This is a genomic window from Mumia sp. zg.B17, from assembly GCF_019550915.1.
Classification (GTDB): domain Bacteria; phylum Actinomycetota; class Actinomycetes; order Propionibacteriales; family Nocardioidaceae; genus Mumia.
The window spans coordinates 176967-203326 of record NZ_JAHWCI010000006.1 but is presented as its reverse complement, the minus strand read 5'-3'; the positions used below and the strand labels follow the sequence as shown (position 1 = coordinate 203326).

Here is a 26360-nt window from a genome sequence, read left to right as displayed (position 1 = left end):
GCACCGACAGTTTTGGCCCGGTCGGTCAGTCTCGCCGACGTCCTTCCTCAGTCTCGGACGGCGAGCGGCTCGTGAGCAGCGCCGAGGGTGTCGATGACCCACGCGAGCTCGTACGCCCGCTCCTTCCACGACTCGTACCGCCCGCTCACGCCCCCGTGTCCCGCACTCATCTCGGTCTTGAGGAGCACGTCTGCGCCGGCGACGGCACGAAGACGTGCCACCCACTTGGCGGGCTCGACGTAGAGCACGCGGGTGTCGTTGAGGCTGGTGATCGCGAGGATCTTGGGATATCGCTGTGCGGTGACGTTCTCGTACGGCGTGTAGGACTTCATGTAGGCGTAGACCTCGGGATCGTGCAGCGGGTCGCCCCACTCGTCCCACTCGATGACCGTCAGGGGGAGCGAGGGGTCGAGGATCGAGGTCAGCGCGTCCACGAACGGCACGACCGCCAAGATGCCGGCAAAGTCGTCCGGGGCGTCATTGGCCACGGCACCCATCAGCAGGCCCCCGGCCGAACCGCCCTCCGCCACCAGGCGCTCGCTCGTGGTCCACCGCTCGGCGACGAGGTGACGAGCGCAGTCGACGAAGTCGGTGAAGGTGTTCTTCTTGTGCAGGAGGCGGCCGTCCTCGTACCAGCCGCGCCCCATCTCACCGCCGCCGCGGACGTGGGCGACCGCGAACACCACCCCGCGGTCGAGCAGCGACAGCCGTGTCGCTCGGAAGCCGGGGTCGATGCTCGACTCGTAGGCACCGTAGCCGTACAGCAGCGCCGGAGCGCTCCCGTCGCGGGCCACGCCCTTGCGAGCGACGAGCGAGATCGGCACCCTCGCGCCGTCGCGCGCGACCGCCCACAGCCGGTGCTGCTCGTAGTCGGCGGGGTCGTAGCCGCCCAGCACGGGCTGCTGCTTGCGGAGGAGGAGCTCACCCGTCGCGACGACGTAGTCGTACACGGTCTCGGGTGTGACGAAGGAGGTGTATCCGAGGCGGACGAGCGGTTGCTCCCACTCGCGGTTGGGCCCGAGCCCGCTGGTGAACAAGGGCTCGTCGAACGAGACTGCGACAGGGTCGCCGAGCGGAGCGCCCGGTCGGGCGTCGTCGTCGAGGGTGATCACGGCCACCTGGCTGAGCGCGTCGCGTCGCAGGCTCAGCGCGACGAACCCGGCGAAGGCGTCGACGTCCTCCAGACGGGTGTCGTCGCGGTGCGGGATCTCCGTACGCCAGTGCTCCGGTCCGGGCGTGGACACCGGGGCGCTCGCCAGCTCGAAGTTGACCGCGCCGTCGTTGTGGAGCACGAGGAAGCGGTCCTCGCCGCCGACCACGACGTGCTCGACGGAGTATTCGATGCCCTCGCGCCGGGGGGCCACCACTCGGAACTCGCCCGTGGGGTCGGTCGCGTCGAGCACCCGGATCTCGGTCGTGACCTTGGAGCCCGAGGCGATCACGAGGAATCGGTCGCTGCGGGTCGCGCCCACACCGGTGAAGTAGCGCTCGTCGGTCTCGTGGAACACGAGCTCGTCGGCGTCCGAGGGCGTCCCGATCGTGTGCCGCCACACCTTGTCCGGACGCCACGCGTCGTCGACGGTCGAGTAGTAGAGGTGATCGGCGTCGAACGACCACGTCGCGCCGTACGACACGTCGCTGATCTCGTCGTCGAGCAGGGCGCCCGAGCTCAGGTCCTTGACCCGCAGGGTGAACCGCTCGTCGCCGGCGGTGTCGACGGAGTAGGCGAGCAGGGACCCGTCACGGCTCACGCTGAGCGCGCCCAGGGCGAAGTAGTCGTGTCCCTCGGCCTCGGTGTTGCCGTCGATCAGGACCTGCTCGCCCTCGACGGGCGTGTCCGAGCCGAGCTCGGGCGGCGTCCAGTCGCCGGGGCTCGTCACGGGGCAGCGGCAGTGGACGGCGTACTCGCGGCCCTGGAAGGTGCGTGCGTAGTACCACCAGGATCCGCGCCGGACCGGCACGGACAGGTCGGTCTCGAGGACGCGCGACTTGATCTCGTCGAAGATCCGCCCGCGCAGCGCCTCGAGGTGCTCGGTCCGCTCGGCGGCGTAGGCGTTCTCGGCCTCGAGATAGGCGCGGGTCTCGGGCGCGTCCTTGTCACGGAGCCACTCGTAGTCGTCGACGACCTCGTCGCCGTGGTGGACCCTGACCTGGGGGTGGCGCGGCGCGACCGGAGGCCGCGGACCGGAAGACGTGCTCATGGCTCGACCGTACCGGGTGTCAAGGACGGGTCCTCGGCGTCGAACGTGCGTACGGGACCAGGCCCCGTGGTGGCCGTCTCGAAGCGCACCGTGACCCGCCCCAGACCCGACCCCCAGACCCATCCCGGGCCGTGCTCGTCGTGGACCACGTCGGCGCCTGGGGCCCATCGCGAGCGGGCACGGAGCGGACGCGGGACCGCGCCGGCGGTCGCGATGTCCGGCTCGCCGGCGAGCGTGGTCGCAGCGCCCGTCGATCCGGTGGCGGCCGCGAGCTCGTCGTCGTCGGGCGGGAAGAGGTCGTCCTGGACCCAGTCGGCCATCCCCGAGACGCCGACCCCGAGCAGCCGAATGCCTGACGAGGTGTCGATCTCGGCGAGCAGCCCTGTCACCGTGCGTGCGATCACGCGCGCGTCGTCGGTGGGTCCGGCGAGCGTCGCCGACCGGGTGTGGGTCTCGAAGTCGTGGTGGCGGATCTTGAGCGTGACCGTACGGCCGGAGGTGGCGTTGGCGCGCAGCCGCTCCGACACTCGACGGCTCATGGTGGTCGCCACGTCGGCGAGGACGCGCGGATCGGTGATGTCGGTCTCGAACGTGTCCTCGACGCTCAGCGACTTCGTCTCGCGCTCCGCGACCACCCCACGGTGGTCCTCTCCGCGAGCGAGCGAGTGCAGCGAGGTCCCGTACGCCGTGCCCAGCAGGGACGTGAGCTCGAGGAGGTCGAGCCGGCGCAGCTGCTCGACCGTGTGGACGCCGATCCGGCGCAGGCGCTCGGCGGTCACCGGGCCGACGCCCGGGATCGTACGCACGCTGAGCGGGTCGAGCGTCGCGATCTCGGTGCCGGGCGCGACGACGTACGACCCGTCGGGCTTGGCGAGCTCGCTCGCGATCTTGGCGAGGAACTTGGATGAGGCGGCACCCACCGAGGCGGTCAGACCGCCGGTGCGCTCGGCGACGTCGGCGCGGACCTGCTCGGCGAGCGCGGTCACGCCGTCCAGGTCGAGGTGGCGTGACTCGTCTCCGGCAGCGAGGTCGACGAACGCCTCGTCGAGAGACAAGGGCTCGACGAGCGGAGAGATCTCGCGGAGCCGACCCATCACGACCCGGCTCGCGGCACGGTAGGCGTCGAAGCGCCCCGACAGATAGGCCGCGTGCGGGCACCGGGCTCGCGCCTCCGCCGTCCGCATGGCGGATCTGACGCCGAAGAGCCGAGCCTCGTACGAGGCGGTGGACACGACGCCCCGGTGCCCAAGACCACCGACCACCACCGGCTTGCCGCGCAGCGACGGCTTGTCGCGCTGCTCGACGGCGGCGAAGAACGCGTCGAGGTCGAGGTGGAGGATCGTGGCCTGGCGGCGCATGGGCCCATTCTCGCTCCGGCGGCGGACGGCTCGTCGGCCAGTGTCGAGAGGCCAGTGTCGAGAGGCCAGTGTTCACGGGCGGGTGTCCACAGGCCGGTGTCGACCGGCCGGTGTCCACAGGCCAGAAGTCACCTGTCCCGAGTGCTCTCCGAGGACCCACCCTCTCGGCATGACCGATGTGATGCGCGCTCGCACCCTGTCCGACCTGATCGGTGTTGTCCCCGTCCTGCTCGGGTTCCACCCCCGCGACTCGTTGGTGGCCGTGTGCCTCGACGGTCCTGCCGGCCGTGCCGGCTTCCGGCTGCGGGTCGACCTGCCTCCGCCGGAGGCCGCCGAGCTCGCCGCCGACCAGCTGGTGGGCTACCTGCTCCGCCAGGATCCGGACGCGGTCGCCCTGATCGCCTACGCCGACACCGATCTCGACGAGGGTGCGCGGGCACTCACCGACGCGATGACCCGACTGCTCCGCGCGGACGGCGTCCACGTCACCGACGCCGTCCGCTACGACGGCACGCGCTACTACTCCTACTCCTGCCAGGACCCGACGTGCTGCCCTCGCGAGGGGGTGCCGTGCGACGTCTCCTCGTCCCCGCTGCTCGCGGAGGCGGTCTTCCGTGGCCACGAGGTGCTGTCCGACCGGGACGACCTCGTACGCCGGTTCGCCCCCGTGTCGGGTCGTGCGCTCGAGGAGGCGCAGCGAGCGACCGAGCGAGAGGTGCAGGGCTTGGGCCGCGTCGGGGCGCACGGAGCTGCTCAGCGCGACGCCGAGATCGTGCGCCGTGGACTCGCCCGCGTCCTCCCGGTGGTGGATGCGGCTCTCGGCGCAGGGCCGGGTGGACCGGCGACGGGCGGCGGGGGGAGCGGCAGCGGCCATCGCCTGGCCCCCGACGACGTGGCTGCGCTGTCGGTGTGGACGTCGCTCGTCGTCGTACGCGACGTCCTCTGGTCGAGGATCACGCCTGCCAACGCGCTCGCCAGCCTCACGATGTGGCGCGAGGTCGCCGTGAGCGCCGTGGCTCCGTTCCAGGCGGCCCCGTTGACGCTTGCGGCGTTCGCGGCATGGTTGGCAGGGGACGGGGCACAGGCCCAGTGCGCGCTGGACCGCGTCGCCGAGGTCGCGCCGCGATATTCTATGGCCGCCCTGGTGCAGCAGGCGCTCACCGAGTGCCTCGACCCGGCGCACTGGGAGGGACTCGACACCGACGACGTTCTGCGGACGGTGCCCGGCCTCTCATAGTGTTGGTGCTGCGACACGCCGACGACGCGGTCACGAGGCCGAGGAGGCTGAGATGGGTCAAGAGGTCGACGACCAGGTCTTCACCCGCGAGGACCGGACCGCCTTCCGGGAGAAGGTCCGGCGCAGCCTGGACGTGTTCTCCCGGATGCTGCGCGACACCCGATTCGACGCGGTCCAGCCGATGACCGGGGTGGAGATCGAGCTCAACCTGATCGACGAGGTGGGCAACCCCGCGCTGCGCAACGAGGACGTCCTCGCGGCGATCGCCGACGAGGACTTCCAGACCGAGCTCGGCCAGTTCAACATCGAGATCAACATCGACCCCCGGCCCCTCGACGGCTACGGGTTGAGCCACTACGAGAAGACGATCCGCGAGGACCTCAACCACGCCGAGAAGCGCGCGAGGTCGGTCGACGCACATCTGCTGATGATCGGCATCATGCCGACCCTCAAGGCGGGCCACATGACCCCGTCGACGATCTCCGCCAGCCCTCGCTACTCCCTCCTCTCGGAGCAGGTCCTCGCCGCTCGCGGGGAGGACATCGCGATCTCGATCTCGGGGGAGGAGCGCCTGACCACGACCTCCGAGTCGATCATGCCCGAGGCCGCCTGCACCAGCGTGCAGCTCCACCTCCAGGTGGGACCGGCCGAGTTCGCGTCGTACTGGAACGCCTCCCAGGCCATCGCGTCCACCCAGCTCTCGCTCGGCGCGAACTCGCCCTTCCTGCTCGGCAAGCAGCTGTGGCACGAGACCCGGATCCCGCTCTTCGAGCAGGCGACCGACACCCGCTCGGAGGAGCTCAAGGCCCAGGGGGTCCGCCCGCGCGTGTGGTTCGGAGAGCGGTGGATCACGTCGATCTTCGACCTCTTCGAGGAGAACGTCCGCTACTTCCCGGCCCTGCTGCCGGTCCTCGACGACGAGGACCCGGAGGCGGTCCTCGCCGCCGGCGACCCGCCGACACTGGCGGAGCTGCGTCTGCACAACGGCACGATCTATCGGTGGAACCGACCGATCTACGACGTGATCGGCGACCGCCCCCACTTGCGCGTCGAGAACCGCGTGCTTCCCGCTGGGCCCACGGTGGTCGACACGGTGGCCAACGCGGCCTACTACTTCGGGCTTGTCCGGGCCATGGCCGATGCCGACCGTCCGCTCTGGACGCAGATGTCGTTCAGCGCGGCCGAGGAAAACTTCACGAGTGCGGCGAGGGGCGGGATCGGCGCGAGCATCTATTGGCCCGGCATCGGCACCGTCGGTGTGACCGAGCTGGTGCTCCGTCGTCTCCTCCCGATGGCGGCCGACGGGCTGGACGCCATGGGGGTGGACCCCTCCGACCGCGACAAGTACCTCGGCATCATCGAGCAGCGGTGCCTGACGGGTCGCAACGGTGCGACCTGGCAGAGCGAACGCTTCCGCACGTTGTACGAACGCGCCGGCACCGACCGCACGGAGGCGCTGCGCGAGATGACGATGCACTATCGCGAGCGGATGCACACCAACGAGCCCGTGCACACCTGGGACTGACCGCGCTCGTCCCGCTGCGGGGTGTCGACGGTTCACCGTGCCGTCCGACGCGAGCGGCGCGGCCCGACGGTGGCGTCCGGCACGCTGACCCAGCCCGCCCGCGTGACGACGAGGAACACCGCACCGTCACCGTGCGCGCAGGTCCGCCACGCCGCGTACCAGGCGAGGTCGGCGCCGCGTACCTCCGGCCGACCCGCGCGCTCCCAGACGAGCACGCGGCCGCGCGGTCCTGTGCCTGCGGCGACCGGCGCCACGAGCCGATCGACGACGTCGGCACGCATCCACGCGTCAAGTCGCTGGACGACGCGCGGCGACGACGACCAGCGCCCGACGAGGGACGCGTGCCCTGCGTCGTACGACCAGAGCGACAGTCTCGGCTCGCCGTCCGGCGGGGTCGCCCGCCGCACCCACCGCTCGACGAGCGCGTCGAGGAGCCGCGAAGCAGCCGCAGGAGGGATGCCGACCGACGGGCCGGAGGGAAGCGAGGGCATGGACCCAGGGTGGGTCCTCCTCGTCTCGCCGGAGCTCGGATGTCCACACGTCGGGGTGACGCGGCGCCGAGGGCGGTGGAAGGCTGTCGAGCGACATGGATCACGATACTGTCGAAGCACCGTCGAGCTATGGAGGTCGAGGATGGGCACGATCGTCGTGGGATACGTCCCTAAGGCAGAGGGACGTGCGGCTCTCGCGCGGGCCGTGGAGGAGGCAAAGCTCCGGGGGTCGAGCCTCGTGGTGGTCAACTCTCACCGCGGCGGGCGAGACTTCGACGACGATGACGCAGTCCGGACCGAGGCCCAGCTCAAGGACGTCCGCGAGCAGCTCGCCGACTCGGGCGTCGACTCCGAGGTTCGCCAGTTGGTCCGCGGCATGGATCCCGCCGACGACCTGATCAAGGTCGCCGAGGAGACCGGGGCGGAGTTCATCGTCATCGGCCTGCGTCGCCGGTCGCCGGTCGGCAAGTTGATCCTCGGGAGCAACGCGCAGCGCGTGCTGCTCGACGCCACCTGCCCGGTGCTCGCCGTCAAGGCCTGACCGGCGACTGGCGGGTCGACGACGCGGCCGTCCTTGGTCGAAAAGGTCGCGTTTCGGTCACGGTACGAGATCGTGGGCCAGGCGGTTCGTGGTTCGCCCCCAGCGCGTGGCAGACTGGACGAGCCGCGGTTGACGGGAGGCCGGTTGATCGCGCCCTCAAGACTGCAGCGACCTTCTGGTCCGAGCACCCCTAGGGAGTCATCTCGTGGTTTCAGCGCCCGATAGCCGAGCACGCAAGACGGTCGTGGCGGAGGCGGGATCCGCCCGCACCACGGTGAAGGCTTCGGCCTCGCAGGGCGCGACCAAGAAGGCCGCGCCTGCCAAGAAGGCTCCGGCGGCCAAGAAGGCACCGGCCAAGAGCGCGGCCGACAAGAAGACGGCGGCCAAGAAGGCGCCGGCGAAGAAGACCGCGGCCAAGGGCGCCGCCGAGGTCGACATCACCGCCGGCGCGATCATCGTCGACGAGAACGGCAAGAAGGTCCTGCCGGACATCCCCGACGAGGTCTTCGTGAAGGACCTCAAGACCGACCCCACCCTCAAGGAGGACGAGGCGTCGGGCTTCACGATCTCCGCGGCTGACGACACCGACGAGCCGGAGCAGAAGGTCACCGTCGCCGGCGCCACCGCCGACCCGGTCAAGGACTACCTCAAGCAGATCGGCAAGGTCTCGCTGCTCAACGCCGGCCAGGAGGTCGAGCTGGCCAAGCGGATCGAGGCCGGCCTGTTCTCCGAGGAAAAGCTCGCCTCGGGCGGCAAGCTGTCGGAGCCGGTGCGCGAGGAGCTCGAGTGGATCGTCGAGGACGGTCGCCGCGCCAAGAACCACCTGCTCGAGGCCAACCTGCGACTGGTCGTCTCGCTGGCCAAGCGCTACACCGGCCGCGGCATGCTGTTCCTGGACCTGATCCAGGAGGGCAACCTCGGTCTGATCCGTGCGGTGGAGAAGTTCGACTACACCAAGGGCTTCAAGTTCTCGACCTACGCGACGTGGTGGATCCGCCAGGCGATCACCCGCGCGATGGCCGACCAGGCGCGCACCATCCGCATCCCGGTCCACATGGTCGAGGTCATCAACAAGCTCGCCCGTGTCCAGCGTCAGATGCTGCAGGACCTGGGTCGCGAGCCTACGCCGGAGGAGCTCGCCAAGGAGCTCGACATGACTCCGGAGAAGGTCGTCGAGGTTCAGAAGTACGGCCGCGAGCCGATCAGCCTCCACACGCCTCTCGGCGAGGACGGCGACTCGGAGTTCGGTGACCTCATCGAGGACTCCGAGGCGATCGTCCCCGCCGACGCCGTCTCGTTCACGCTGCTCCAGGAGCAGCTGCACGCGGTGCTCGACACGCTGTCCGAGCGTGAGGCCGGTGTCGTGTCGATGCGCTTCGGCCTGACCGACGGCCAACCCAAGACGCTCGACGAGATCGGCAAGGTCTATGGCGTGACGCGCGAGCGGATCCGTCAGATCGAGTCCAAGACGATGAGCAAGCTGCGTCACCCGTCGCGTTCGCAGGTCCTGCGCGACTACCTCGACTGAGCGATAACTCAGCAGTCACAATCAGCGTTCACGAACGCCGCGTACGGATCCCGTACGCGGCGCTCGTGCGTGAGCTGCCTTGTCGTACGCCGATACGCTGAGGGCATGTCCACGACGCGTACACCGGGCCGTCGGTCGTTCCTCGGCCCCGCGATCCCGGTGCTCGTCCTCCTCGGCGCCATGTGGTTGCTGGAGCTGTTCGACGCGCTTCCGGGCGTCTTCCTCGACCAGCACGGCATCCGCCCGCGGGACACCGACGGCCTGTACGGCATCGCGGCCGCTCCGTTCCTGCACGGTGGCTTCGACCACCTGATCGCCAACTCGACGGCGTTCGTCGTGCTCGGGATCCTCCTCGCCTACACGGCGCGGTCCCGATTCTGGCCGGCCACCTTCGGGATCGTGCTCCTCGGAGGCCTCGGCACGTGGCTGATCGGTGCCCCGTACACGGTGCACATCGGAGCGAGCGGGCTGATCTACGGCTACGCGGCGTTCCTCGTGGTGTGGGGGATCGTGACACGCCGTCTGCTGTCGGTGCTCGTCGCGGTGGTGGTCGCCGTGATGTACGGCGGCATCGTCGGTGGGATCCTCCCCGGTCAGGCCGGCATCTCCTGGGAGGGACACCTCATGGGCGCCGTCGCGGGCGTCGTCATGGCGTGGTGGCTCGGCCGGCGGGACAACCACGAGCGTCGACAGCCCCAGCGGTCGAGGTTTTCCTGAGTCCAGCCGTCGCGGCTCCTGGGTGCGGCTACCCTCACCGCCGGTCTGGTCGATGGACGCTGACGAGATCGCGCAGGTGGGTCTCGAGTGGGCTCAGCTCGCCGCGCCCTCGCCCGGCCCGGTGTGGCCATGGCTGGTCGAGGCGGTGGCGACGCCGGGCGGCGTAGTGGTGGCCGGTCGGCGTGGTCCAGGTGACCGTGTCAGGGATGGGAGTGCGGTCGCCTGTCGCCGCGGACCCCGTGGAGGCGTGCACTCTCCAGCCGGGCACCTCTTTGACGAGGTTGTCGTGACGACAGAGTGCCTGCGCGTTGTCGACGGTCGTCAGCCCTCCAGCACCGTGCGGGTCGACGTGGTCGATGTCGGTGGCGTCGCAGTCGCAGAACGGGCGGAGACAGTGCCCGTCGATCGTCCGGATCAGCCGCGCGATCCGTGCTGGGAAGCGGCGCCGTCTCTCGTCGGCGTCGCGCGGGTCGCCGCGGTCGTCGGTGAAGACCCTGCGGAGCCAGCTCGCCTCTCGTCCGGCCAACCGCCGGCAGAGGGCCGCCGGCACGGGTCCGTAGCCGTCGAGGACGCCAGGAGCGTCGTCGACGCCGAACAAGGTCTCCGGCCTCATCAACAGACCGATCTCCGCCGGTGCGTGCGTCGATGAGCCGACCGGTGTGTCGATGTCAACACCGGTGAGCGCCTCGATCGCGTGGTCGGCGGCGATCTGGCGAGTCGTCCGCGGATCGGTCGAGGCCTTCTGCCGGAAGGCGTCGGAGTGGAGACGTCGCCATGCGGCGATCACCTGCTCGGCGGGAGCGCGGACCGTCAGCTCGGCCATCGCGTCCGAGAGTCGGCGCAGCCGGATGTGCCGTGTTGCTCGTGCCGCGTCGGCCCGGTCCGCGCTGCCCTCCGCGTCGAGTGCGAGGACGTGGCGCCGCGCCGCCGCGGAGGCCTCGCGGACGGACATGCCGGGAAGAGCGGTGACGACTCGCTCGTCGATGCGCCGACGCCGTCGTCGGTCGAGTGGCGCCGTCTCGGCGCAGACCGCTGCGGCGACAGAGGCACTGATGGCTCCATCGCGGAGGAGCGCGTGGGTCATCGGGTGGTCACGAAGCGCGATCGCCACGTCGAGGCTGTGCTGACCGCCGCCGTTGCCCACACCGCGAGCCATCCCGACCTCGGCCCGAAGCGAACGCGTCCGCGGCAGCGCAGCACTCGGGTCCTGGCTCGGGTCGGCACCCGAACGGCGGGCTTCGAGGGCCGAGACCGCGTCGTGCTGGACGCCCTGGGCGATCCGTACCACCGCCTCGCACGCACGGATGACGTCGATCTCCGTGGCGCCGGCGGCCCGGTCGAGGTCGTCTGTGCGAGAGAGGTCGGCACGTGTCAGCACGACGACCTGCTCGACACGGGCCGAGAGTGCGTCGAGCAGCGTCGCAGCGGCCTCCGCTCCGACCCTGTGCTCGATCATGTGTTCGATAGTAGAGCGCCGGTCTGACACGCGTCGGGGCACGTGCTCAGCGCGGCCACCCCGCAACCACGGGTCAGGAACTCTCAGGTCAACACGACGCCGACGACCCACAGCGTCGCCGACACCAGACCGCCCGCGAGCTCGATGAGGATCGACAGGCCGGCCGCCTTCATCGCGTGCTTCGTCGACTCCCAGGCAGCGGCGTGCGTCCGGTGCCGCCCCATCTCGAAGACGTACACGCCCAGCACGAAGCCGAGGAACAGGCCCAGCACCGGAACGACGAAGAAGCCGACGATCCCGCACAGGCCGCCCACGAGCATGGCGCGTCCAGGAACCCCGGCCCGGTTCAGCCGCTTGCCCGGGATCGCGTACTGCACCACGAGGGCGACGGCGTACACGAGCGTCGCCACCCCGAGGACGGCCCAGCCGGTCGGCTCGCCCACCGCGATCGCCCAGACGACGATCGCCGCCCAGATGAGCAAAGACCCGGGGAGGATCGGGACGATGATCCCCGCGAGCCCGACGAGGATTGCGAGGCCGACGAGGACGGTGCCGAGGGTTCCCATGGGGGAAGGGTGCCAGAGCGATCTGAGTACGACGACGCTGCCGTCCGGTCTGGGGACGGCGCAGGATCGGACGGGTGACGCGCAGACTCGGTACGGCAGCGGCGGTGCTGCTGCTCGCGCTGGCGCTTGCGGGCTGTGAGCACTCCTGGCACTGGAAGGCGGCCGACCTCGACCGCAACCGGCTCAACCTCGGGCTCTTCCGGGGAGCCGACACGGGGGAGGAGCTGGGCACCTGGGTCCGCAACGGGCGTGTCGTCGCGGTCGAGGGCACCCGCGACGGAGACGACCTGGCCGTGGTGGTCCGGTACGAGCGCACCGTGGGAGACGGGTGGCTCGGGCAGCAGCAGAAGATCGAGCAGGGCTGTTACCGGTTCACACCGGACGGACCCGGCAACGACGTCGAGTTCGGGCGTACGGACTGTCCCTGAAACGCTGTTACGAATCGTTACCCCGCCACTGTCGCGTGACCCCCGAGGTGCGGTAGAACAACGTCTGAGAGTCACGGTGGCGTGACCTGACTGGAGGGTCACGTGAAGATCAGACGACGGCCGCGTCTCGCGGCCATGCTGGCGACCTCGCTCGGCGGGGTCCTGGTGGCGGGGGCCCTGGCGTTCGCGCCAGGAAGCGCCGTGGGAGAGACGACGGCGGCCGCAGAGCCGGCACCCATCCGCACCCAGACCGGCTGGGCGGTGACGAACCTCGCGAGTGCGCTCGGTCACGGGTCGCCGCAGACCCACGATCTCGTTGACGTTGATGCCGAGGGGACGGTCGTCGCGGCGCGCTGGCGTCCGTGCACCAGGAGTGCCTGCGGGTCACGGAGCTACCTGCGCGTCTCGAGCGACGCCGGCCGCACGTTCGGGCCGCCGCAGATCGTCGACGACGCCGCGAGCGCGCCCGTGGTCGCCGTCTCGGCGGCCACCGTGCTCACCGCTTCTCCGGCGGTGGCGGCACCCGGAACGCACGTCGTACGAGTCCAGCGCTGGATCCGCCAGACGCCCACGAGCCACGATCTCGCGGTCGCCCAGAGGCCGGTGAACCTGCGCCTCGCGGCCTCGGGTGAACGAGGGGTGCTCGCATTCCGCGTCGGCTCGACCGTGATGTCGATGCGCACCGAGAACGCAGGTGCGAGCTGGTCGACGCCGGTCGTCGTCGGCACCAGCAACGGCAGCCTCGACGTCGGAATCGAGGGCACGAGGGCGGTCGTCGTGTTGGCATCCGGGGGCGGCACGTGGTCGGTCAGGGTCTCCGACGACGCGGGCGCCACCTGGGGGGCCGCGCACGGCCTCGCCACCTCGAGCGACGATGCTGCCGTGCCTCGAGTCGCGGTTACGCCGAGCGGTCGGATCGCTCTTGCTGGGTCGCACCTCGAGGCCAGCCGCCGCCGCGGCGACGTCCGGACGTCCCTCGACGGAACGACGTGGAGCCCGGCGGCCTCGTTGGCGTGGCTGTCGGCTACTCAGGTCGTCGACCTCGCTGCGGACGGTGAGAACCTCGTCGCCAGCGGTGATGGCCTCTCCCTGAGGCGATCTACCGGTGGCGCCTCCTGGGGCTTCATCAGCGAGCACCACCGCGTGGTCTCGTCCATGACGTCGGGATTCCTCGCCGATGCCTCGCGCACCTCGGTCGCCGTGGCGTCCGATGGAGTCCTGACCATGCACGGGTCGACCCTCCTGCGTTCGTTCCCCGACACGCGTGCGCCGTCGGTACGCCTGACCGCCGTCCCTCCCGCGGTGACGACGAAGCCCGATCAGGTGGTCCGGTTCACCGGAGCCGATGCCGACGCGGCCGACGCGTGGCTCATGTACGAGTGCGCCTACGGCGCCAACGAGTTCCGGCCGTGCACGAGCCCGCACAACCTCAGAGAGTGGTATCCGCACCTTCACGGCTCAGACCAGTCCCTCCGGGTCCGTGCCACCGACGCCGCCGGCCGCGTCTCACCGGTCGCCACGACACGGTGGGTGCTGGACCAGGCGGCGCCGGACGGCCCGTACCAGACCGGCGGGAAGTCCTTCAGCCTCCGTACGGCCCACACCTTCCGGTGGTCCGCGTTCGATGCCGACTCGGGAGTCGCCTCGTACGACGTCCGCTACTCGACGACCTCGCAGACCGCCTCGCGGATGTCACGGTCATGGCGGACGTCTCGGGCGCTGACACGGAGGCAGTCTCCGTCGGTCCGGCTGGCGATCCCCAGGGGGAAGGCCGTGTGCGTGCAGGCACGGGCGCACGACCGCGCCGGGCGAGTCTCGGCATGGTCCGGCGTCGGGTGCATGTCCCGGCCCTACGACGACCGGGCTCTCCGCCGCAGCGGGGTGACCAAGAAGGTGCGCGACCGGCGCCACCTCAACCGTGTCGCGACACGACTCACGAAGAGCGGGCGGTTGACGTTGCGCGGGGTCGAGGCGGGCTCCATCGTCTACGTCGTCTACAAGCGGACGCCCAGCATGGGCGCGGGACACCTCCGCCCTCGAGGAAACGTGAACTTCGTCTTCGGTGAACGCGGGCCTACGCGGTTCCGGCAGGTGTGGCGGTTCGACGACGCCGCGCGCCGCGGGGGATCGGTCTCGATCGCTGCGTCGCGGCCCGGGTCCATCGTGATCGACGGACTCGCCGTCGTACCGCGTTGGGCCCAGTGAGAGGCGCAGCGTGACGGGGAGCCCATCAGGTTGACCGACACGCAGAAGGGCCCCGTACCACCAGGTACGGGGCCCTTCATCACGCTCGTTCAGGCGTCGGCGGCGCCGAGGCTCAGTGCTCCTCGGCCGGCGCGTTCGCCGGGGTGGCCGTGAGCTTGTCGCTCTCGTCGTGGATGTTCGCCGCGACCTCGCGAAGCTTGGCGTCGTGCGCGCGGCCGTGGTGGGCGCAGAACAGCAGCTCGAAGCCGTTGGCGAGCTCAACACGGACGTAGGCCTGGGCTCCACAACGGTCGCAACGATCAGCGGCGCTGAGGGCAGCGGTGGGGGCGACAGCAGCTGTCACGTCTGACCTCTTCTCTCCGAACAACGGTTCTTCAGGGCGGAAGGCTTCAGTGCCTTCCTCTGCTTCAACATCCAACCATGAGCGCGTGTTCCCGCAGCGGATCACCTCGCGAATGGCTCGACAACTCGACGGTACCCGCAGCGGGCAACGACGCCACGTGGCGACCTGCGGTGTGGCGTACGACACGCCGCGCCGCGAGGGCCGTACGGTGCACCGAGGGCGTCGTACGGGCTGGGTAGATTTGGCACCGACGCGCCGGACGACCCCGGAGCGTGTGGATAAGGAGCCTGTCATCGACACCGAGTACAACGCCCGCAACCTGCTGGTCCTTGAGGGCTTGGAGGCCGTCCGCAAGCGGCCAGGGATGTACATCGGCTCGACCGACACCCGTGGGTTGATGCACTGCCTCTGGGAGATCATCGACAACGCGGTGGACGAGGCGCTCGGTGGGTTCTGCGACCGGATCGAGGTCGTGCTGCATCCCGACGGCTCCGTCGAGGTCCAGGACAACGGTCGAGGCATCCCCGTCGACACCGAGACCAAGACCGGGCTGAGCGGTGTCGAGGTCGTCTTCACCAAGCTCCACGCGGGCGGCAAGTTCGGCGGCGGCTCGTACGTCGCGACCGGCGGTCTCCACGGCGTGGGCGCCTCGGTCGTCAACGCGCTGTCGGAGCGGCTCGACGTCGAGGTCGCCAAGGACGGTGGGCGCTGGGAGATGTCGTTCCGTCGCGGAGCACCTGGCTCGTTCGACGGCGAGGGTTCCGACGCGCCCTTCACGCCCTCAAGCGGACTGCGCAAGCTCGGGCGCATCAAGAAGGCGACGACCGGCACACGCGTCCGCTACTGGGCGGACCACCAGATCTTCATCAAGGGTGCGGAGTTCTCGTACGAGGAGCTGGTCGCCCGAGCCAGGCAGACGTCGTTCCTGGTGCCGGGTCTTGAGATCGTGCTGCGCGACGAGCGCGGCGACGCGCCGCTCAAGGAGTCGTTCAAGCACGACGGAGGCATCACGGAGTTCTGCGAGTTCCTCGCCCCCGACCCCGCTGTCTCGGACGTGCTGCGGCTGGCGGGCAGCGGGCACTTCACCGAGACCGTTCCGCTGCTCGACGACAAGGGCCACATGAGTCCCCAGGACGTCGAGCGCGACCTCGGCGTCGACATCGCGCTGCGGTGGGGGACCGGCTACGAGACGGTGACCAGGTCCTACGTCAACATCATCGCCACGCCCAAGGGCGGCACGCACGTGAGCGGGTTCGAGCGAGCGCTGACCAAGACCTTCAACGAGGTCCTGCGCGCCAACCGCCAGCTCAAGGCCAACGACAAGGACGTCATCAAGGACGACATCCTCGAGGGGATGACGGCCGTCGTCACGGTCCGGCTGGCCGAGCCCCAGTTCGAGGGGCAGACCAAGGAGGTCCTCGGGACCCCGCCGGTCACCCGGATCGTCGCCAAGGTGGTCTCCGAGGAGCTCAAGGCGTTCCTGACGTCCAACAAGACCGCTCACAAGGCCAAGGCGCGCGCCGTCATGGAGAAGGTCGTCGCGGCCGCCCGCACCCGCGAGATGGCCCGACAGCAGCGCGAGACGCAGCGTCGCAAGAGCGCCCTGGAGTCCAGCTCGCTCCCGGCCAAGTTGGCCGACTGCCGTAGCAACGACAACGACCGCACTGAGCTCTTCATCGTCGAGGGCGACTCCGCGCTCGGTACGGCCAAGGCCGCCCGCTCGTCGGACTTCCAGGCGCTGCTGCCGATCCGCGGCAAGATCCTCAACGTCCAGAAGTCCTCCATCGCCGACATGCTCAAGAACGCCGAGTGCTCGTCGATCATCCAGGTCGTCGGCGCAGGGTCGGGGCGCACGTTCGACGCCGAGCAGGCGCGCTACGGCCGGATCATCTTCATGGCCGACGCGGATGCGGACGGCGCCCACATCCGATGCCTCCTCGCAACACTGTTCTTCCGCTACATGCGCGACCTCGTCGAAGAGGGCCGCGTCTACTCCGCGGTGCCGCCGCTGCACCGGATCGAGCTGTCGAACCCCAAGAAGGGGATGGACAAGTACGTCTACACCTACTCCGACCCCGAGCTCCAGCGGAAGCTCGCCGAGCTCACCAAGAAGGGCCTGCGCTGGAAGGACCCGATCCAGCGCTACAAGGGCCTCGGTGAGATGGACGCCGACCAGCTCAAGGAGACGACGATGGATCCCAGGCGCCGCACCCTCCGGCGTCTCACGGTGGACGACGCCGAGGAGGCGAGCGCGGTGTTCGAGCTGCTCATGGGCAACGAGGTGGCGCCGCGCAAGGAGTTCATCGTCCAGGGAGCGTACGAGCTGGACGCGGACCGCATCGACGCGTAAGGCGTGACTCGGGGCCTACGCCGGGTGCAGCATGGAGCGCATGAGACGCAATCGCTCGATTCCTGCCGCCACGGTGGTCCCGGTCCTCGTCTATCCCGACGTCCGTGCGGCCGTCGACTGGCTCGAGTCGGCCTTCGGATTCCAGGAGCACGTGCGGATCGGCGAGGACCATCGCTCGCAGCTCGGCGTCGGTGACGGGGCGGTGATCGTCGCTGACGTCCGCCACGACCAACGGCCCCCTCGCGCCGGTGAGGTCACCCACGAGGTCTTGGTCCGCGTCGATGCGGTCGACGAGCACTGCGCCCATGCCCGATCGCATGGCGCGACGATCGTGATGGAGCCGATCACCTTCGAGTACGGCGAACGTCAGTACGCCGCGGAGGACCTGGCCGGCCACCGCTGGCTGTTCACCGAGACCGTCGAGGACCTGCGTCCGGAGACCTGGGGCGGGACGACCGTACGCCCGCGCTGAGGCGGGCGTACGTCGTCGTGACGCGGGGTGGCCGCGATCAGACGACCTGCTCGAGCAGCCCTGTGTCGACGTCGTACAGGAACCCGCCGGCCTTCACGTGCGGCGGGATCAGCGGGTGCGAGTCGATCTTGTGCACCGACTCGGCCAGCTCCGCGCGCTGGTCGTTGATCGCCCCGAGGAACATCCACGTCGCATCCGTGCCGGTGGCATCGCCGATCCGTGCCTGCAGATCGGACTCCGACGCGCTCGCCATCGCGCACCGGGTGTGCTCGACGACCATCACGCGGTCGACCTTCAGCAGGTTCGCGCCGAGCACGAGAGCGACCAGGACCTGCTCGGTGACACGCCCTCCCGGGTTGCGCAGGATCTTGGCGTCACCTGGCTCGAGGCCGACCATCCGCAGCGGGTCGATGCGCGAGTCCATGCACGTCACGATCGCCATGCCGGCTCGGGCCACGCCGTCGAACCCGGCCAGGTCGAACGCGTCGGCGTACCGGCGGTTGGCGGCGAGGAGGTCGTCGAAGTCGTCCTTCATGGGCAGGAGCGTACGACCAGTCGCGGAGGAGCGTGGATCAGGAGCAGCCCTCGTGATGAGGATCACGACCCCGACGGCCGCTCCCTGGTTGCGGCGTCCTTCGTACGGCGTCGAGGCACGTCGAGCAGCAGGACGGCCGCGACCGCCGCGAGACCCGCGCACACCGCGGCGCCGGCGAAGACCGTGCTGAGCTGGACGATGCCGGCGTCCACGAGCTCGGCGTTGTAGGCCTTGCACGCGGTGGCGGACCCCGGACAGACCTCGGACAGGGGAGGGATCCGGTCCACCGCGTCGTAGTAGGCTCGCAGCCCCCAGGACGTCAGGACCGAGATCCCGACCAGCATGCCGACCATCCGGGCCACGACGACGAGCGCCGAGGCAACGCCGTGCGTCTCGTCCGGGGTCGCGTCGAGCAGCGCGGCGTTGACCGGGGCCACGGCGAGACCGAAGCCGAGGCCGGCGAGCGCCAGGACGACTGCCGACGACACGTGGGCGAGCGCGTCACCGTCCCAGCCGGCCATCGCGACGAAGCACCCGCAGGCGAGCGCCATCCCCGCGCCGGCGATCCACGCCGGCCGGACCCGGCGGGTGGCGTAACCGCCCACGACAGCACCCACGGGGATCGCCACCAGGAACTCGACGAGCACGAGGGCGGCGGCCAGCTGGGAGCCGCGGTGCTCGGTCAGCCGCGCAAAGAACGGGACGTCCACGAGGGCGGCGATCAAGGCCGCTCCTACGAACAGCGACACGACCAGCGCGCCCCACGCCGGGCGCTGGCGCAGCGTACGGCGGGGGATGAGGGGTGCGGCAGCCGTGCGCTGCCGAACGACGAAGGCCGCGGTGGCGACAGCGGCCGCGCCGAGCAGCAGGGGAGCGTTGGGGGACACGACGCTCTGCTCGGGGTCGGCCGAGGCGAACGTGACGATCACGCAGCCCAGCGCGAGGCCGAGCAGCGCGGCGCCGACGAGGTCGACGGCGCGGACCGTCGCCGGCCAGGTGCGTACCGCGATCAGCGGCCGCCGGGCCGTCAGCTGACGGGCGACGAAGGCGGCGGCGAGTGCGTACGTCGCCAGCGCGACCGGGGTCGTCCAGCGTGACTCCGCCACGAGGGGGAGGAGCAGGGTCCCGAGCTCGACGTCGTTGCGCACGCGGTCGGGCTGGCCGATCGCGAGCGCGAGGCCCATGACGGCGAGGACGGCGAGGGCGGCGCCGAGGACGTCGCGGCCCGGCGACCCGGCGCCCGCCCCTCGCTCGCCCGGCGAGCCGGCGCCCGCCCCTCGCTCGTCAGACCCTCGCTCGTCAGACCCTCGCTCGTGAGACAGGGCGAGCATCCGGCCGGAGGCCGCGATCGCCGCAGCCAGCACGAGGGCGACGGCACAGTTCAACCAGAAGATCGCGCGCCAGTCGCCGACCGCGAGCACCGCGGCGCCGTACAGCGGGCCGAGGACGCTCCCGAGCTCCTGCACCGCGCCGACGATGCCGAGCGGGACACCACGCCGGCGCGGGGGCCACAGGTCCGCGACGAGTGCCAGCGTCGCCGGAACGAGCCCGCCACCCCCGACGCCCTGGAGGAACCGACCGACGACCATCACCGTGAGCCCGTCGGCGGCAGCGGTCACGACGGACCCCACGGCGAAGAGCACCAGCGAGCCGACGAGGACGGGGCGTCGTCCACGGATGTCCGCGATCCGGCCGACGAGGGGGAGGACCGCGACGTAGCCCAGCAGGAAGCCCGACACGATCGGCGCTGCCCGCTGCAGCTCGTCGAGCCCCAGCCCACCGGCCGTCATCATGTCCGGCAACGCCATCACGACGACGTACGTGTCGGCGGCGGCGAACGCGACCGCGACCGCGGCGAGTGCGAGCAGGAGGCGCGCCGCCGGGTTCGCGACCGGTGCCGCGGCCGCGGACGGCTCGCTCACGGTGCGGTGATCTCGACCGCGTCGTCGGAGGCGGTGACGGCGACCGTGTAGGTGACCGGCTCGACGTCCTTGTAGAACGGACCCTCCAGGGTGATGTCGCGGAGGACGTCGTCGTCGGTCAGGCGATAGGTCGCGTCGAACGTCGCTCCGGCCTGGGCCGTCGGGATCAGCCCTCGGACCACGGCGCCGTCGATCGTGCCGCTGATGGTCGTCAGCACGTCTCGACCGTCGCGGCTCTCGCCCTCGGTCGAGACGTCGTCGGTCTCGGTCAGGAGCGAGGAGACGCCGCCGTCGGTCCGCATCAGCGTCGCCGGGTCGGGCGCGCCGATCGACGCCGGATCGATCGGCAGGAAGTCGGGAGCGAAGCCGGTCTTGGCGTGCACGGTGCCGTCGACCGAGATCACCTCGGCGTTGACCGGCACGCCCTTGAGCGAGACCTTGACGTCACCCTCGAAAGCGGGAGCGTGGGTGCCCGTCCCCTTGGCCTCGAGGAGCCCGGTGACGCCCGACGGAAGGCTCTTGGTCGCGAGATCGAGCTTGATGCTCTCGGCGTCGTCGAGCACGGCACGAGCGGCAGCGAGCCGCTCGCCGGGATCGCGTGCGGGCTCGTCCGTGCCGTCGTCCCCGGAGCACCCCGCTACTGCCAGGAATACCGTGGAGAGGAGGAGGGCGAGGCTGGCAGACTTCGGCATGGCGTCAGCATAGGCGGCTGTCGTGACCGACCTACCGGAAGGACGAGCCGATGGACTGGAAGCTCGAGAACATCATCCTGGGAGTCACCGACGTCGACCGGGCCAAGGAGTTCTACACCCAGAGTCTGGGCTTCCACCTGGACGTCGACCATCAGGCGAGCGACGACTTCCGGGTCGTCCAGGTCACGCCTGTCGGCTCGGGGTGCTCGGTCACGTTCGGGGTCGGCCTCAACGGGGCCGAGCCCGGCGCGACCAAGGGCCTTCACCTCGTCGTGGAGGACATCGAGGCCGCCTACGCGGAGCTCGAGGGACGAGGCGTCGTGAGCTCCGGCATCCAGCACTTCGACGTCGCGACCGGGGGCATGGCGCCCGGCGTCGACCCCGAGCACCGTGACTTCATGTCCTACGTCTACCTCAACGACCCGGACGGCAACTCCTGGCACGTCCAGGAGGCCCACCACAAGGGCGCCGAGGGCTGACGTCAGCCGATCTGGGTGGCGACCGGGCTGCCCACGGCCAGCACGGGTTGGGCACCGGGCGTGCCGGACCCGTCACGGCGCGGGTCGACGGCCGGGAGGGTGGCTGCCGCGCCGCCCGAGCCGGAGGCCATCGCCGGACCACGGCCGGCCCACGCGAGGACCAGGGCCGCCTCGCCCTTGAGGAGACGGTGGCAGCGGACGCCACCGGTCGCGCGCCCCTTGCCGGGGTAGGCGTCGAACGGCGTCACCTTCACCGACCCGGCCTCGGTGCCCGGGATCGTCCCTGCGGCGCTCGCGATCGTGACGACCTGGGCGTCCTCGACCGGCTCGAAGGCTCCGAAGAACAGCACCGACGCCCCCGCGGCGAGCTTGATGCCCGCGACCCCGCCACCCGTACGCCCCTGAGGTCGCACCACGGACGCGGGGAAGCGCAGGAGCTGGGCGTCGGTGGTGATGAAGCAGAGCTCCTCGCCACCCGTCCGGAGCTCGCGGACACCGACGACCTCGTCGCCGTCGTCGAGCGACACGACGTCCCACGAGTCCTTGCTGGCGAGGTAGTCGGGCTTGACCCGCTTGACGATCCCCTTGCGGGTGCCGAGTGCCAGCCCTGGCGACTCCGGGTCGAACGTCGTGAGGGCCAGAACCCGCTCGTCCGGGCCCAGACCCGTCGTGGTCATCTCCGTCAGCGGCACGCCGCCCTGGAGGTTGGGCGCGGCCGCGGTGGGGGGAAGACCGGGGAGGTCGATGACCGACAGCTTGATGACGCGGCCCGCCGAGGTGAGGAGCCCGACCTCGCCGCGGGCGGTCGTACGGACGGCCGAGGCGACGACGTCATGGAGGTGGCGCCCGGACTCGATCTCCGGGACCGTGTCGTCGGTGGTGCGTGCGAGCAGACCGGTGGCGGAGAGCAGGACGTAGCAGGGGTCGTCGGTGACCTCGAGCGGGACGGCGGCCGTGACGGCCTGACCGGCGCTCTCCAGCAGGACCGTACGCCGAGGGGTGCCGTACTTCTTGGCGACCTCCCCCAGCTCGTCCGACACCAGGCCCCTGAGCATCGTCTCGTCGGCCAGGATCGCGTCGAGCTGCTCGATCGTCGCGCGGAGCTCGTCGGCTTCCCGCTCGAGCTCGATCCGTGACGTCCGGGTCAGCCGGCCCAGCTGGAGGTCGAGGATGTAGGAGGCCTGGACGTCGGAGAGGTCGAAGACGGACTTGAGCCGCTCGTGCGCCTCGCTGCGGGTGTCGCTGCTCCGGACCAGCTGGATGACCTCGTCGATGTCGAGGATCGCGATCAGCAGCCCCTCGACGAGGTGCAGGCGGTCGGCGGCCTTGCGGCGGCGGAACTCGCTGCGGCGTCGCACCACGTCGAGGCGGTGGGCGAGGAACACCTCCAGGAGCTCCTTGAGCCCGAGAGTGCGCGGCTGCCCGTCGACGAGGGCGACGTTGTTGATCCCGAAGGAGTCCTCCAGCGGCGTCATCTTGTAGAGCTGGGCGAGCACCGCGTCGGGGTTGAAGCCGTTCTTGACCTCGATCACCAGGTTGATGTCGGCCTCGGAGAGGTTCTTGAGGTCGGAGATGCCCTGGAGCTTCTTGGACTGGACCAGGGTCTTGATCCGCTCGATGACCTTCTCGGGCCCCACGTTGTAGGGGAGCTGCTTGATCACGATGCCCTTGCGGCGGGGCGTGATGCTCTCGATCTGGGCCGACGCACGCATCATGAACTTGCCTCGGCCGGTCGCGTAGGCCTCTCGGATGCCCTCGAGACCGACGATCTTGCCCCCGGTCGGGAGGTCAGGGCCGGGAACGAAGCGCATCAGGTCGTCCAGGGACGCGTCCGGCTTCTTGATCAGGTGGCGCAGGGCCTGGACGACCTCGACGAGGTTGTGCGGCGCCATGTTGGTCGCCATGCCCACGGCGATGCCGGACGCTCCGTTGACGAGGAGGTTGGGGAGCGCGGCGGGCAGGACCGACGGCTCCTCCTCGCGGGAGTCGTAGTTGGGCCGGAAGTCGACGGTGTCCTCGTCGATGCTCTCGGTCATCGCGGTCGCCGGCGGCGCCATCCGGCACTCGGTGTAGCGCATCGCGGCGGGACCGTCGTCGGGAGAGCCGAAGTTGCCCTGGCCGTGCACCAGCGGGAGCCGCAGGGACCACGGCTGGACCATCCGGACGAGCGCGTCGTAGATCGACCCGTCTCCGTGCGGATGGAGGCGACCCATGACCTCGCCGACCACGCGCGCGCTCTTGACCGTCCCGCGGTCGGGCCGCAGGTTCATGTCGTCCATCGTGTAGAGGATCCGACGCTGGACCGGCTTCAGGCCGTCGCGGGCATCGGGCAGCGCACGGGAGTAGATGACCGAGTAGGCGTACTCCAGAAAGCTCGACCGCATCTCCTCGCGCACGTCGACGTCGAGGATGTGCTCCTCGTAGTCGGCCGGTGGCGGGGCGCTCGGCGTACGACGGGCCATGCACGTCCTCTCTCGTCGGTCGCTGCCTCGGTCAGCGCTCCAGAGAACCCTAGGCCATCGTCTCGACGACCCTGGGTCGCGACGCCGTGACCCGGGCAGCAGACGGTAGATTCTGGGTGTGGCCGAGCAATCCGACGCACCTGACGACCGCTACCCCGAGCACTGGGAGGCGGACGTGGTGCTCCGTGACGGCGGCACCGCCCACCTCCGACCGATCATCCCCGAGGACGCCGACGAGCTCGTACGCTTCTACTCCCGCGTCTCGGAGCAGTCGAAGTACTACCGGTTCTTCGCGCCGTACCCGACCCTCTCCGACCGAGACGTCAAGCGGTTCACCGTGGTCGACTACCTGACCCGGGTCGCGTTCGTCGTGACGATCGGCGACAGCATCATCGCCGTCGGGCGCTATGACGCGGTCGGCGAAGGGGAGGCCGAGGTCGCGTTCCTCGTCGAGGACGACCACCAGGGACGCGGGCTCGGACAGCTGCTGCTCGAGCACCTGGCGCAGGCCGGCCGCGAGATGGGCATCCACCGGTTCGTGGCCGACGTGCTCCCGGCGAACGTCCGCATGATCCAGGTCTTCCGCGACCAGGGCTACCAGGTCGAGCGCAGCGTCGAGGACGGCGTGATGCGTCTGGTCTTCTCGATCGACCCGACCGAGACCGCGATCGGGGTCATGCAGTCTCGCGAGCACCGGGCCGAGGCCGCCTCGATCGAGCGCTTCTTCAACGCCCGCAGCGTCGCCGTCATCGGTGCCAGCCGGCGTCAGGACACCATCGGCCAGGGCATGATCCGCAACCTCGTGCTGGGCGACTTCGCCGGCGCCGTCTATGCGGTGAACCCGCAGGCGGAGGCGGTCTCCGGTCTCCCGGCCTACAAGAAGGTCCAGGACATCCCGGGCGAGGTCGACCTCGCCGTCATCGCCGTCCCCGCCGAGTCGGTCCCCGAGGTCGTGCTCGACTGCGCCGCCAAGGGCGTCCACGGCCTGGTCGTGATCTCCTCGGGATTCGCCGAGATCGGCGAGGAGGGACGCCGGCGTCAGCGTCGTCTGGTCGGGCTCGCCAGGTCGTACGGGTTGCGTCTGGTCGGGCCGAACTGCCTGGGCGTCATCAACACCTCCTCACGTGTACGCCTCAACGCGTCGTTGTCGCCGATCATCCCGCCGCGCGGGCGCGTCGGGTTCTTCTGCCAGTCCGGCGCGCTGGGTCTCGCGATCCTCGAGAACGTCGACCGCCGGGGCCTCGGGCTGTCCACCTTCGTCTCCGCGGGCAACCGCGCCGACGTCTCCGGCAACGACCTCCTCCAGTACTGGGAGGAGGACGACGCGACCGAGGTCGTGCTGCTCTACCTCGAGTCGATCGGCAACCCGCGCAAGTTCTCCCGCATCGCCCGGCGCGTCGGCCGCAAGAAGCCGATCGTGGCCGTGAAGTCGGGTCGCTCGACGCAGGGCGTCCCGGTGGGGCATGCCGTGCGCAAGACGACGGCCCCGCAGTCGGCGGTCGATGCGATGTTCCGTCAGGCGGGCGTCATCCAGGTCGACACGCTCGGCGAGATGTTCGACGTCGCCCAGCTGCTCGCCCACCAGCCGCTGCCGCGCGGTCCGCGGGTCGCGGTGGTCGGCAACAGCGACGCGCTGGCGCTGCTGGTCGCCGACGCGGCCGCCGCGTCCGGACTCACCGTCGCCGAACCCATCGCGCTCGGCGCGAGCGCCGGTGCCGACGACTTCGAGGCCGCCCTCGACGCTGCGATCGACAACCCCGAGGTGGACGCGATCGTCGCCGTCTACATCCCGCCGGTCAACACCTCCGGCGAGGAGGTCGCCAATGTGCTCGCTGCCGTGGGGGAGCAGTCCGACAAGCCGATCGTCTCGACGTTCCTCGGCACCGAGGGGGTGCCCGAGCTGCTGCGCGTCCCCGACGTCGAGGGAGCGGCGGGGCGCGGCTCGGTCCCGTCGTACTCCGCGCCTGAGTCCGCCGTACGCGCACTGGCGCGCGTCGTCAGCTATGCGCAGTGGGCAGGCAGCGAGCAGGGCGTGATCGCCCACTACGACGACGTCGACCGTACGGCCGCCAGCGACCTCGTCCGCGCCGGGCTCGCTCGCAACCCCGATGGCGGATGGCTCACCGACGACGAGGTGCACCAGCTGCTCGCCATGTACGGCATCGACCTGTGGGACTGGGAGCCGGCTCCGACGCTCGAGGCCGCGATCGCGGCAGGGGAGCAGTTCGAATGGAACGTCGTGCTCAAGGCGACCGCCGACACGGTCCGGGCACGCCCTGATCTCACCCACGTCTGGCGCAACATCGCTGACGCCGACGACATGCGTGAGGCGTGGGCGGTGATGACCGCCGACATCGGCCCGCCGGAGCGCGCGATGTTCGTCGTCCAGAAGATGGCACCTCCCGGCGTCCCGATGTCGATCCGTACGGTCGAGGACCCGCTCTTCGGGCCGGTGCTGTCGTTCGCGCTCTCGGGCGCGGCCGCAGACCTGCTCGAGGACCGCTCGTACCGGATCCCGCCGGTCACCGACGTCGACGTCGCCAGCATGATCCGCGAGCTGAAGTCGGCGCCGCTCCTGTTCGGCTACCGCGGCGGACCTCGTGCCGACCTCAAGTCCATCGAGGACCTCCTGCAGCGGGTCGCCGCGCTCAAGGACGACCTTCCCGAGGTGTCGGAGCTGAGCCTCGAGCCGGTGGTCGCGAGCCCCGCGGGACACCACGTCCTCAAGGCGCGCGCACGGGTCGCGCAGCCGACCGACACCCGGCGCGACTGGTACGTGCGGCGCCTCAGCACGCCGGCTGGCCTCGGAGACACGTTGGCCGGTGCATGAGGTGGCGGCGCCAGGTTCCGGG

Annotated in this window: 21 protein-coding genes; 11 read left to right on the top strand and 10 right to left on the bottom strand. The window is 70.4% G+C overall.

The annotated features are described in order from the left end of the window. Positions 1–47: 47 nt before the first annotated feature. Positions 48–2201, bottom strand: coding sequence for a S9 family peptidase (locus KV097_RS09440; RefSeq protein ID WP_220365741.1), 2154 nt, complete (start codon positions 2199–2201; stop codon positions 48–50). Next, the gene (locus KV097_RS09435) at positions 2198–3559 is read right to left on the bottom strand and encodes a DNA polymerase IV (RefSeq protein WP_220365740.1); all 1362 of its coding nucleotides are present in this window, start codon (positions 3557–3559) and stop codon (positions 2198–2200) included. Before KV097_RS09435 ends, KV097_RS09440 begins: the two co-directional genes overlap by 4 nt. Before the next feature lie 169 nt (positions 3560–3728). Here KV097_RS09435 and KV097_RS09430 point away from each other — a divergent pair, with 169 nt between their 5' ends. Further along, a complete protein-coding gene (locus KV097_RS09430) occupies positions 3729–4796 on the top strand; it encodes a DUF4192 domain-containing protein (protein WP_220365739.1) in 1068 nt (355 codons plus the stop codon). Between the two features lie 52 nt (positions 4797–4848). Continuing rightward, on the top strand, positions 4849–6321 hold the full coding sequence (locus KV097_RS09425; RefSeq protein WP_220344451.1) for a glutamate--cysteine ligase: 1473 nt from the start codon (positions 4849–4851) through the stop codon (positions 6319–6321). Between the two features lie 32 nt (positions 6322–6353). Here the strand turns inward: KV097_RS09425 and KV097_RS09420 are convergent, their stop codons facing one another. After that, positions 6354–6812 carry a hypothetical protein gene (locus tag KV097_RS09420; RefSeq protein ID WP_220365738.1) on the bottom strand — a complete coding sequence of 153 codons (459 nt, stop codon included), beginning with the start codon at positions 6810–6812 and terminating at the stop codon, positions 6354–6356. A 142-nt stretch (positions 6813–6954) separates the two neighbouring features. Here KV097_RS09420 and KV097_RS09415 point away from each other — a divergent pair, with 142 nt between their 5' ends. The 3 genes from KV097_RS09415 (at position 6955) to KV097_RS09405 (ending at position 9598) form a co-directional block, all read left to right on the top strand. Then, positions 6955–7353 (top strand): universal stress protein, encoded by a 399-nt coding sequence (locus KV097_RS09415; protein WP_220344453.1) that lies wholly within the window; start codon positions 6955–6957, stop codon positions 7351–7353. 205 nt (positions 7354–7558) lie between these two features. Next, complete coding sequence (locus KV097_RS09410) at positions 7559–8881, top strand: RNA polymerase sigma factor (RefSeq protein WP_374106986.1); 1323 nt, start codon at positions 7559–7561, stop codon at positions 8879–8881. A gap of 105 nt (positions 8882–8986) precedes the next feature. After that, the gene (locus tag KV097_RS09405; RefSeq protein WP_220344454.1) at positions 8987–9598 is read left to right on the top strand and encodes a rhomboid family intramembrane serine protease; all 612 of its coding nucleotides are present in this window, start codon (positions 8987–8989) and stop codon (positions 9596–9598) included. Between the two features lie 34 nt (positions 9599–9632). Here the strand turns inward: KV097_RS09405 and KV097_RS09400 are convergent, their stop codons facing one another. Both KV097_RS09400 and KV097_RS09395 read right to left on the bottom strand, forming a co-directional pair. After that, the gene (locus tag KV097_RS09400; protein ID WP_220365737.1) at positions 9633–11054 is read right to left on the bottom strand and encodes an HNH endonuclease; all 1422 of its coding nucleotides are present in this window, start codon (positions 11052–11054) and stop codon (positions 9633–9635) included. An 83-nt stretch (positions 11055–11137) separates the two neighbouring features. Further along, positions 11138–11620 (bottom strand): DUF456 domain-containing protein, encoded by a 483-nt coding sequence (locus tag KV097_RS09395; RefSeq protein WP_220344456.1) that lies wholly within the window; start codon positions 11618–11620, stop codon positions 11138–11140. A gap of 74 nt (positions 11621–11694) precedes the next feature. Between KV097_RS09395 and KV097_RS09390 the strand changes: the two genes are divergently transcribed. After that, a complete protein-coding gene (locus KV097_RS09390; protein ID WP_220365736.1) occupies positions 11695–12048 on the top strand; it encodes a hypothetical protein in 354 nt (117 codons plus the stop codon). A gap of 102 nt (positions 12049–12150) precedes the next feature. Beyond that, on the top strand, positions 12151–14253 hold the full coding sequence (locus KV097_RS09385; protein WP_220365735.1) for a sialidase family protein: 2103 nt from the start codon (positions 12151–12153) through the stop codon (positions 14251–14253). Between the two features lie 112 nt (positions 14254–14365). Here KV097_RS09385 and KV097_RS09380 read toward each other — a convergent pair whose 3' ends face one another. After that, the gene (locus KV097_RS09380) at positions 14366–14596 is read right to left on the bottom strand and encodes a hypothetical protein (RefSeq protein ID WP_220365734.1); all 231 of its coding nucleotides are present in this window, start codon (positions 14594–14596) and stop codon (positions 14366–14368) included. A gap of 274 nt (positions 14597–14870) precedes the next feature. On the opposite strand from KV097_RS09380, the gene KV097_RS09375 reads away from it, so the two are divergent. Together KV097_RS09375 and KV097_RS09370 are read left to right on the top strand one after the other, a co-directional pair. Next, the gene (locus tag KV097_RS09375; RefSeq protein WP_220365733.1) at positions 14871–16946 is read left to right on the top strand and encodes a type IIA DNA topoisomerase subunit B; all 2076 of its coding nucleotides are present in this window, start codon (positions 14871–14873) and stop codon (positions 16944–16946) included. A 40-nt stretch (positions 16947–16986) separates the two neighbouring features. Next, the gene (locus KV097_RS09370) at positions 16987–17418 is read left to right on the top strand and encodes a VOC family protein (RefSeq protein WP_220365732.1); all 432 of its coding nucleotides are present in this window, start codon (positions 16987–16989) and stop codon (positions 17416–17418) included. Between the two features lie 37 nt (positions 17419–17455). On the opposite strand, the gene KV097_RS09365 is transcribed toward KV097_RS09370, so the two are convergent. The 3 genes from KV097_RS09365 to KV097_RS09355 form a co-directional block, all read right to left on the bottom strand. Beyond that, positions 17456–17953 (bottom strand): carbonic anhydrase, encoded by a 498-nt coding sequence (locus KV097_RS09365; RefSeq protein WP_220344462.1) that lies wholly within the window; start codon positions 17951–17953, stop codon positions 17456–17458. 62 nt (positions 17954–18015) lie between these two features. Continuing rightward, positions 18016–19875, bottom strand: coding sequence for an MFS transporter (locus tag KV097_RS09360; protein WP_308289385.1), 1860 nt, complete (start codon positions 19873–19875; stop codon positions 18016–18018). Continuing rightward, positions 19872–20567: an LppX_LprAFG lipoprotein gene (locus KV097_RS09355; RefSeq protein WP_220365731.1), complete on the bottom strand. Its 696-nt coding sequence runs from the start codon at positions 20565–20567 to the stop codon at positions 19872–19874. The genes KV097_RS09360 and KV097_RS09355 overlap by 4 nt, the downstream gene beginning before the upstream one ends. Positions 20568–20617: 50 nt before the next feature. Between KV097_RS09355 and KV097_RS09350 the strand changes: the two genes are divergently transcribed. Next, entirely contained in the window at positions 20618–21046 is a 429-nt protein-coding gene (locus KV097_RS09350; protein WP_220365730.1) for a VOC family protein, read from the top strand. A 2-nt stretch (positions 21047–21048) separates the two neighbouring features. Here the strand turns inward: KV097_RS09350 and KV097_RS09345 are convergent, their stop codons facing one another. Then, positions 21049–23508 (bottom strand): DNA topoisomerase (ATP-hydrolyzing) subunit A, encoded by a 2460-nt coding sequence (locus tag KV097_RS09345; RefSeq protein WP_220365729.1) that lies wholly within the window; start codon positions 23506–23508, stop codon positions 21049–21051. A 118-nt stretch (positions 23509–23626) separates the two neighbouring features. On the opposite strand from KV097_RS09345, the gene KV097_RS09340 reads away from it, so the two are divergent. Then, complete coding sequence (locus tag KV097_RS09340; protein WP_220344467.1) at positions 23627–26338, top strand: bifunctional GNAT family N-acetyltransferase/acetate--CoA ligase family protein; 2712 nt, start codon at positions 23627–23629, stop codon at positions 26336–26338. The last annotated feature ends 22 nt before the right edge of the window (positions 26339–26360 follow it).

Coding starts and splice junctions, on each gene's coding strand:
- KV097_RS09415 (WP_220344453.1), top strand. CDS start 6,955: ATGGGCACGATCGTCGTGGGATACGTCCCTAAGGCAGAGGGACGTGCG.
- KV097_RS09400 (WP_220365737.1), bottom strand. CDS start 11,054: ATGATCGAGCACAGGGTCGGAGCGGAGGCCGCTGCGACGCTGCTCGAC.
- KV097_RS09370 (WP_220365732.1), top strand. CDS start 16,987: ATGAGACGCAATCGCTCGATTCCTGCCGCCACGGTGGTCCCGGTCCTC.
- KV097_RS09405 (WP_220344454.1), top strand. CDS start 8,987: ATGTCCACGACGCGTACACCGGGCCGTCGGTCGTTCCTCGGCCCCGCG.
- KV097_RS09425 (WP_220344451.1), top strand. CDS start 4,849: ATGGGTCAAGAGGTCGACGACCAGGTCTTCACCCGCGAGGACCGGACC.
- KV097_RS09365 (WP_220344462.1), bottom strand. CDS start 17,953: ATGAAGGACGACTTCGACGACCTCCTCGCCGCCAACCGCCGGTACGCC.
- KV097_RS09395 (WP_220344456.1), bottom strand. CDS start 11,620: ATGGGAACCCTCGGCACCGTCCTCGTCGGCCTCGCAATCCTCGTCGGG.
- KV097_RS09345 (WP_220365729.1), bottom strand. CDS start 23,508: ATGGCCCGTCGTACGCCGAGCGCCCCGCCACCGGCCGACTACGAGGAG.
- KV097_RS09420 (WP_220365738.1), bottom strand. CDS start 6,812: ATGCCCTCGCTTCCCTCCGGCCCGTCGGTCGGCATCCCTCCTGCGGCT.
- KV097_RS09440 (WP_220365741.1), bottom strand. CDS start 2,201: ATGAGCACGTCTTCCGGTCCGCGGCCTCCGGTCGCGCCGCGCCACCCC.
- KV097_RS09430 (WP_220365739.1), top strand. CDS start 3,729: ATGACCGATGTGATGCGCGCTCGCACCCTGTCCGACCTGATCGGTGTT.
- KV097_RS09350 (WP_220365730.1), top strand. CDS start 20,618: ATGGACTGGAAGCTCGAGAACATCATCCTGGGAGTCACCGACGTCGAC.
- KV097_RS09435 (WP_220365740.1), bottom strand. CDS start 3,559: ATGCGCCGCCAGGCCACGATCCTCCACCTCGACCTCGACGCGTTCTTC.
- KV097_RS09355 (WP_220365731.1), bottom strand. CDS start 20,567: ATGCCGAAGTCTGCCAGCCTCGCCCTCCTCCTCTCCACGGTATTCCTG.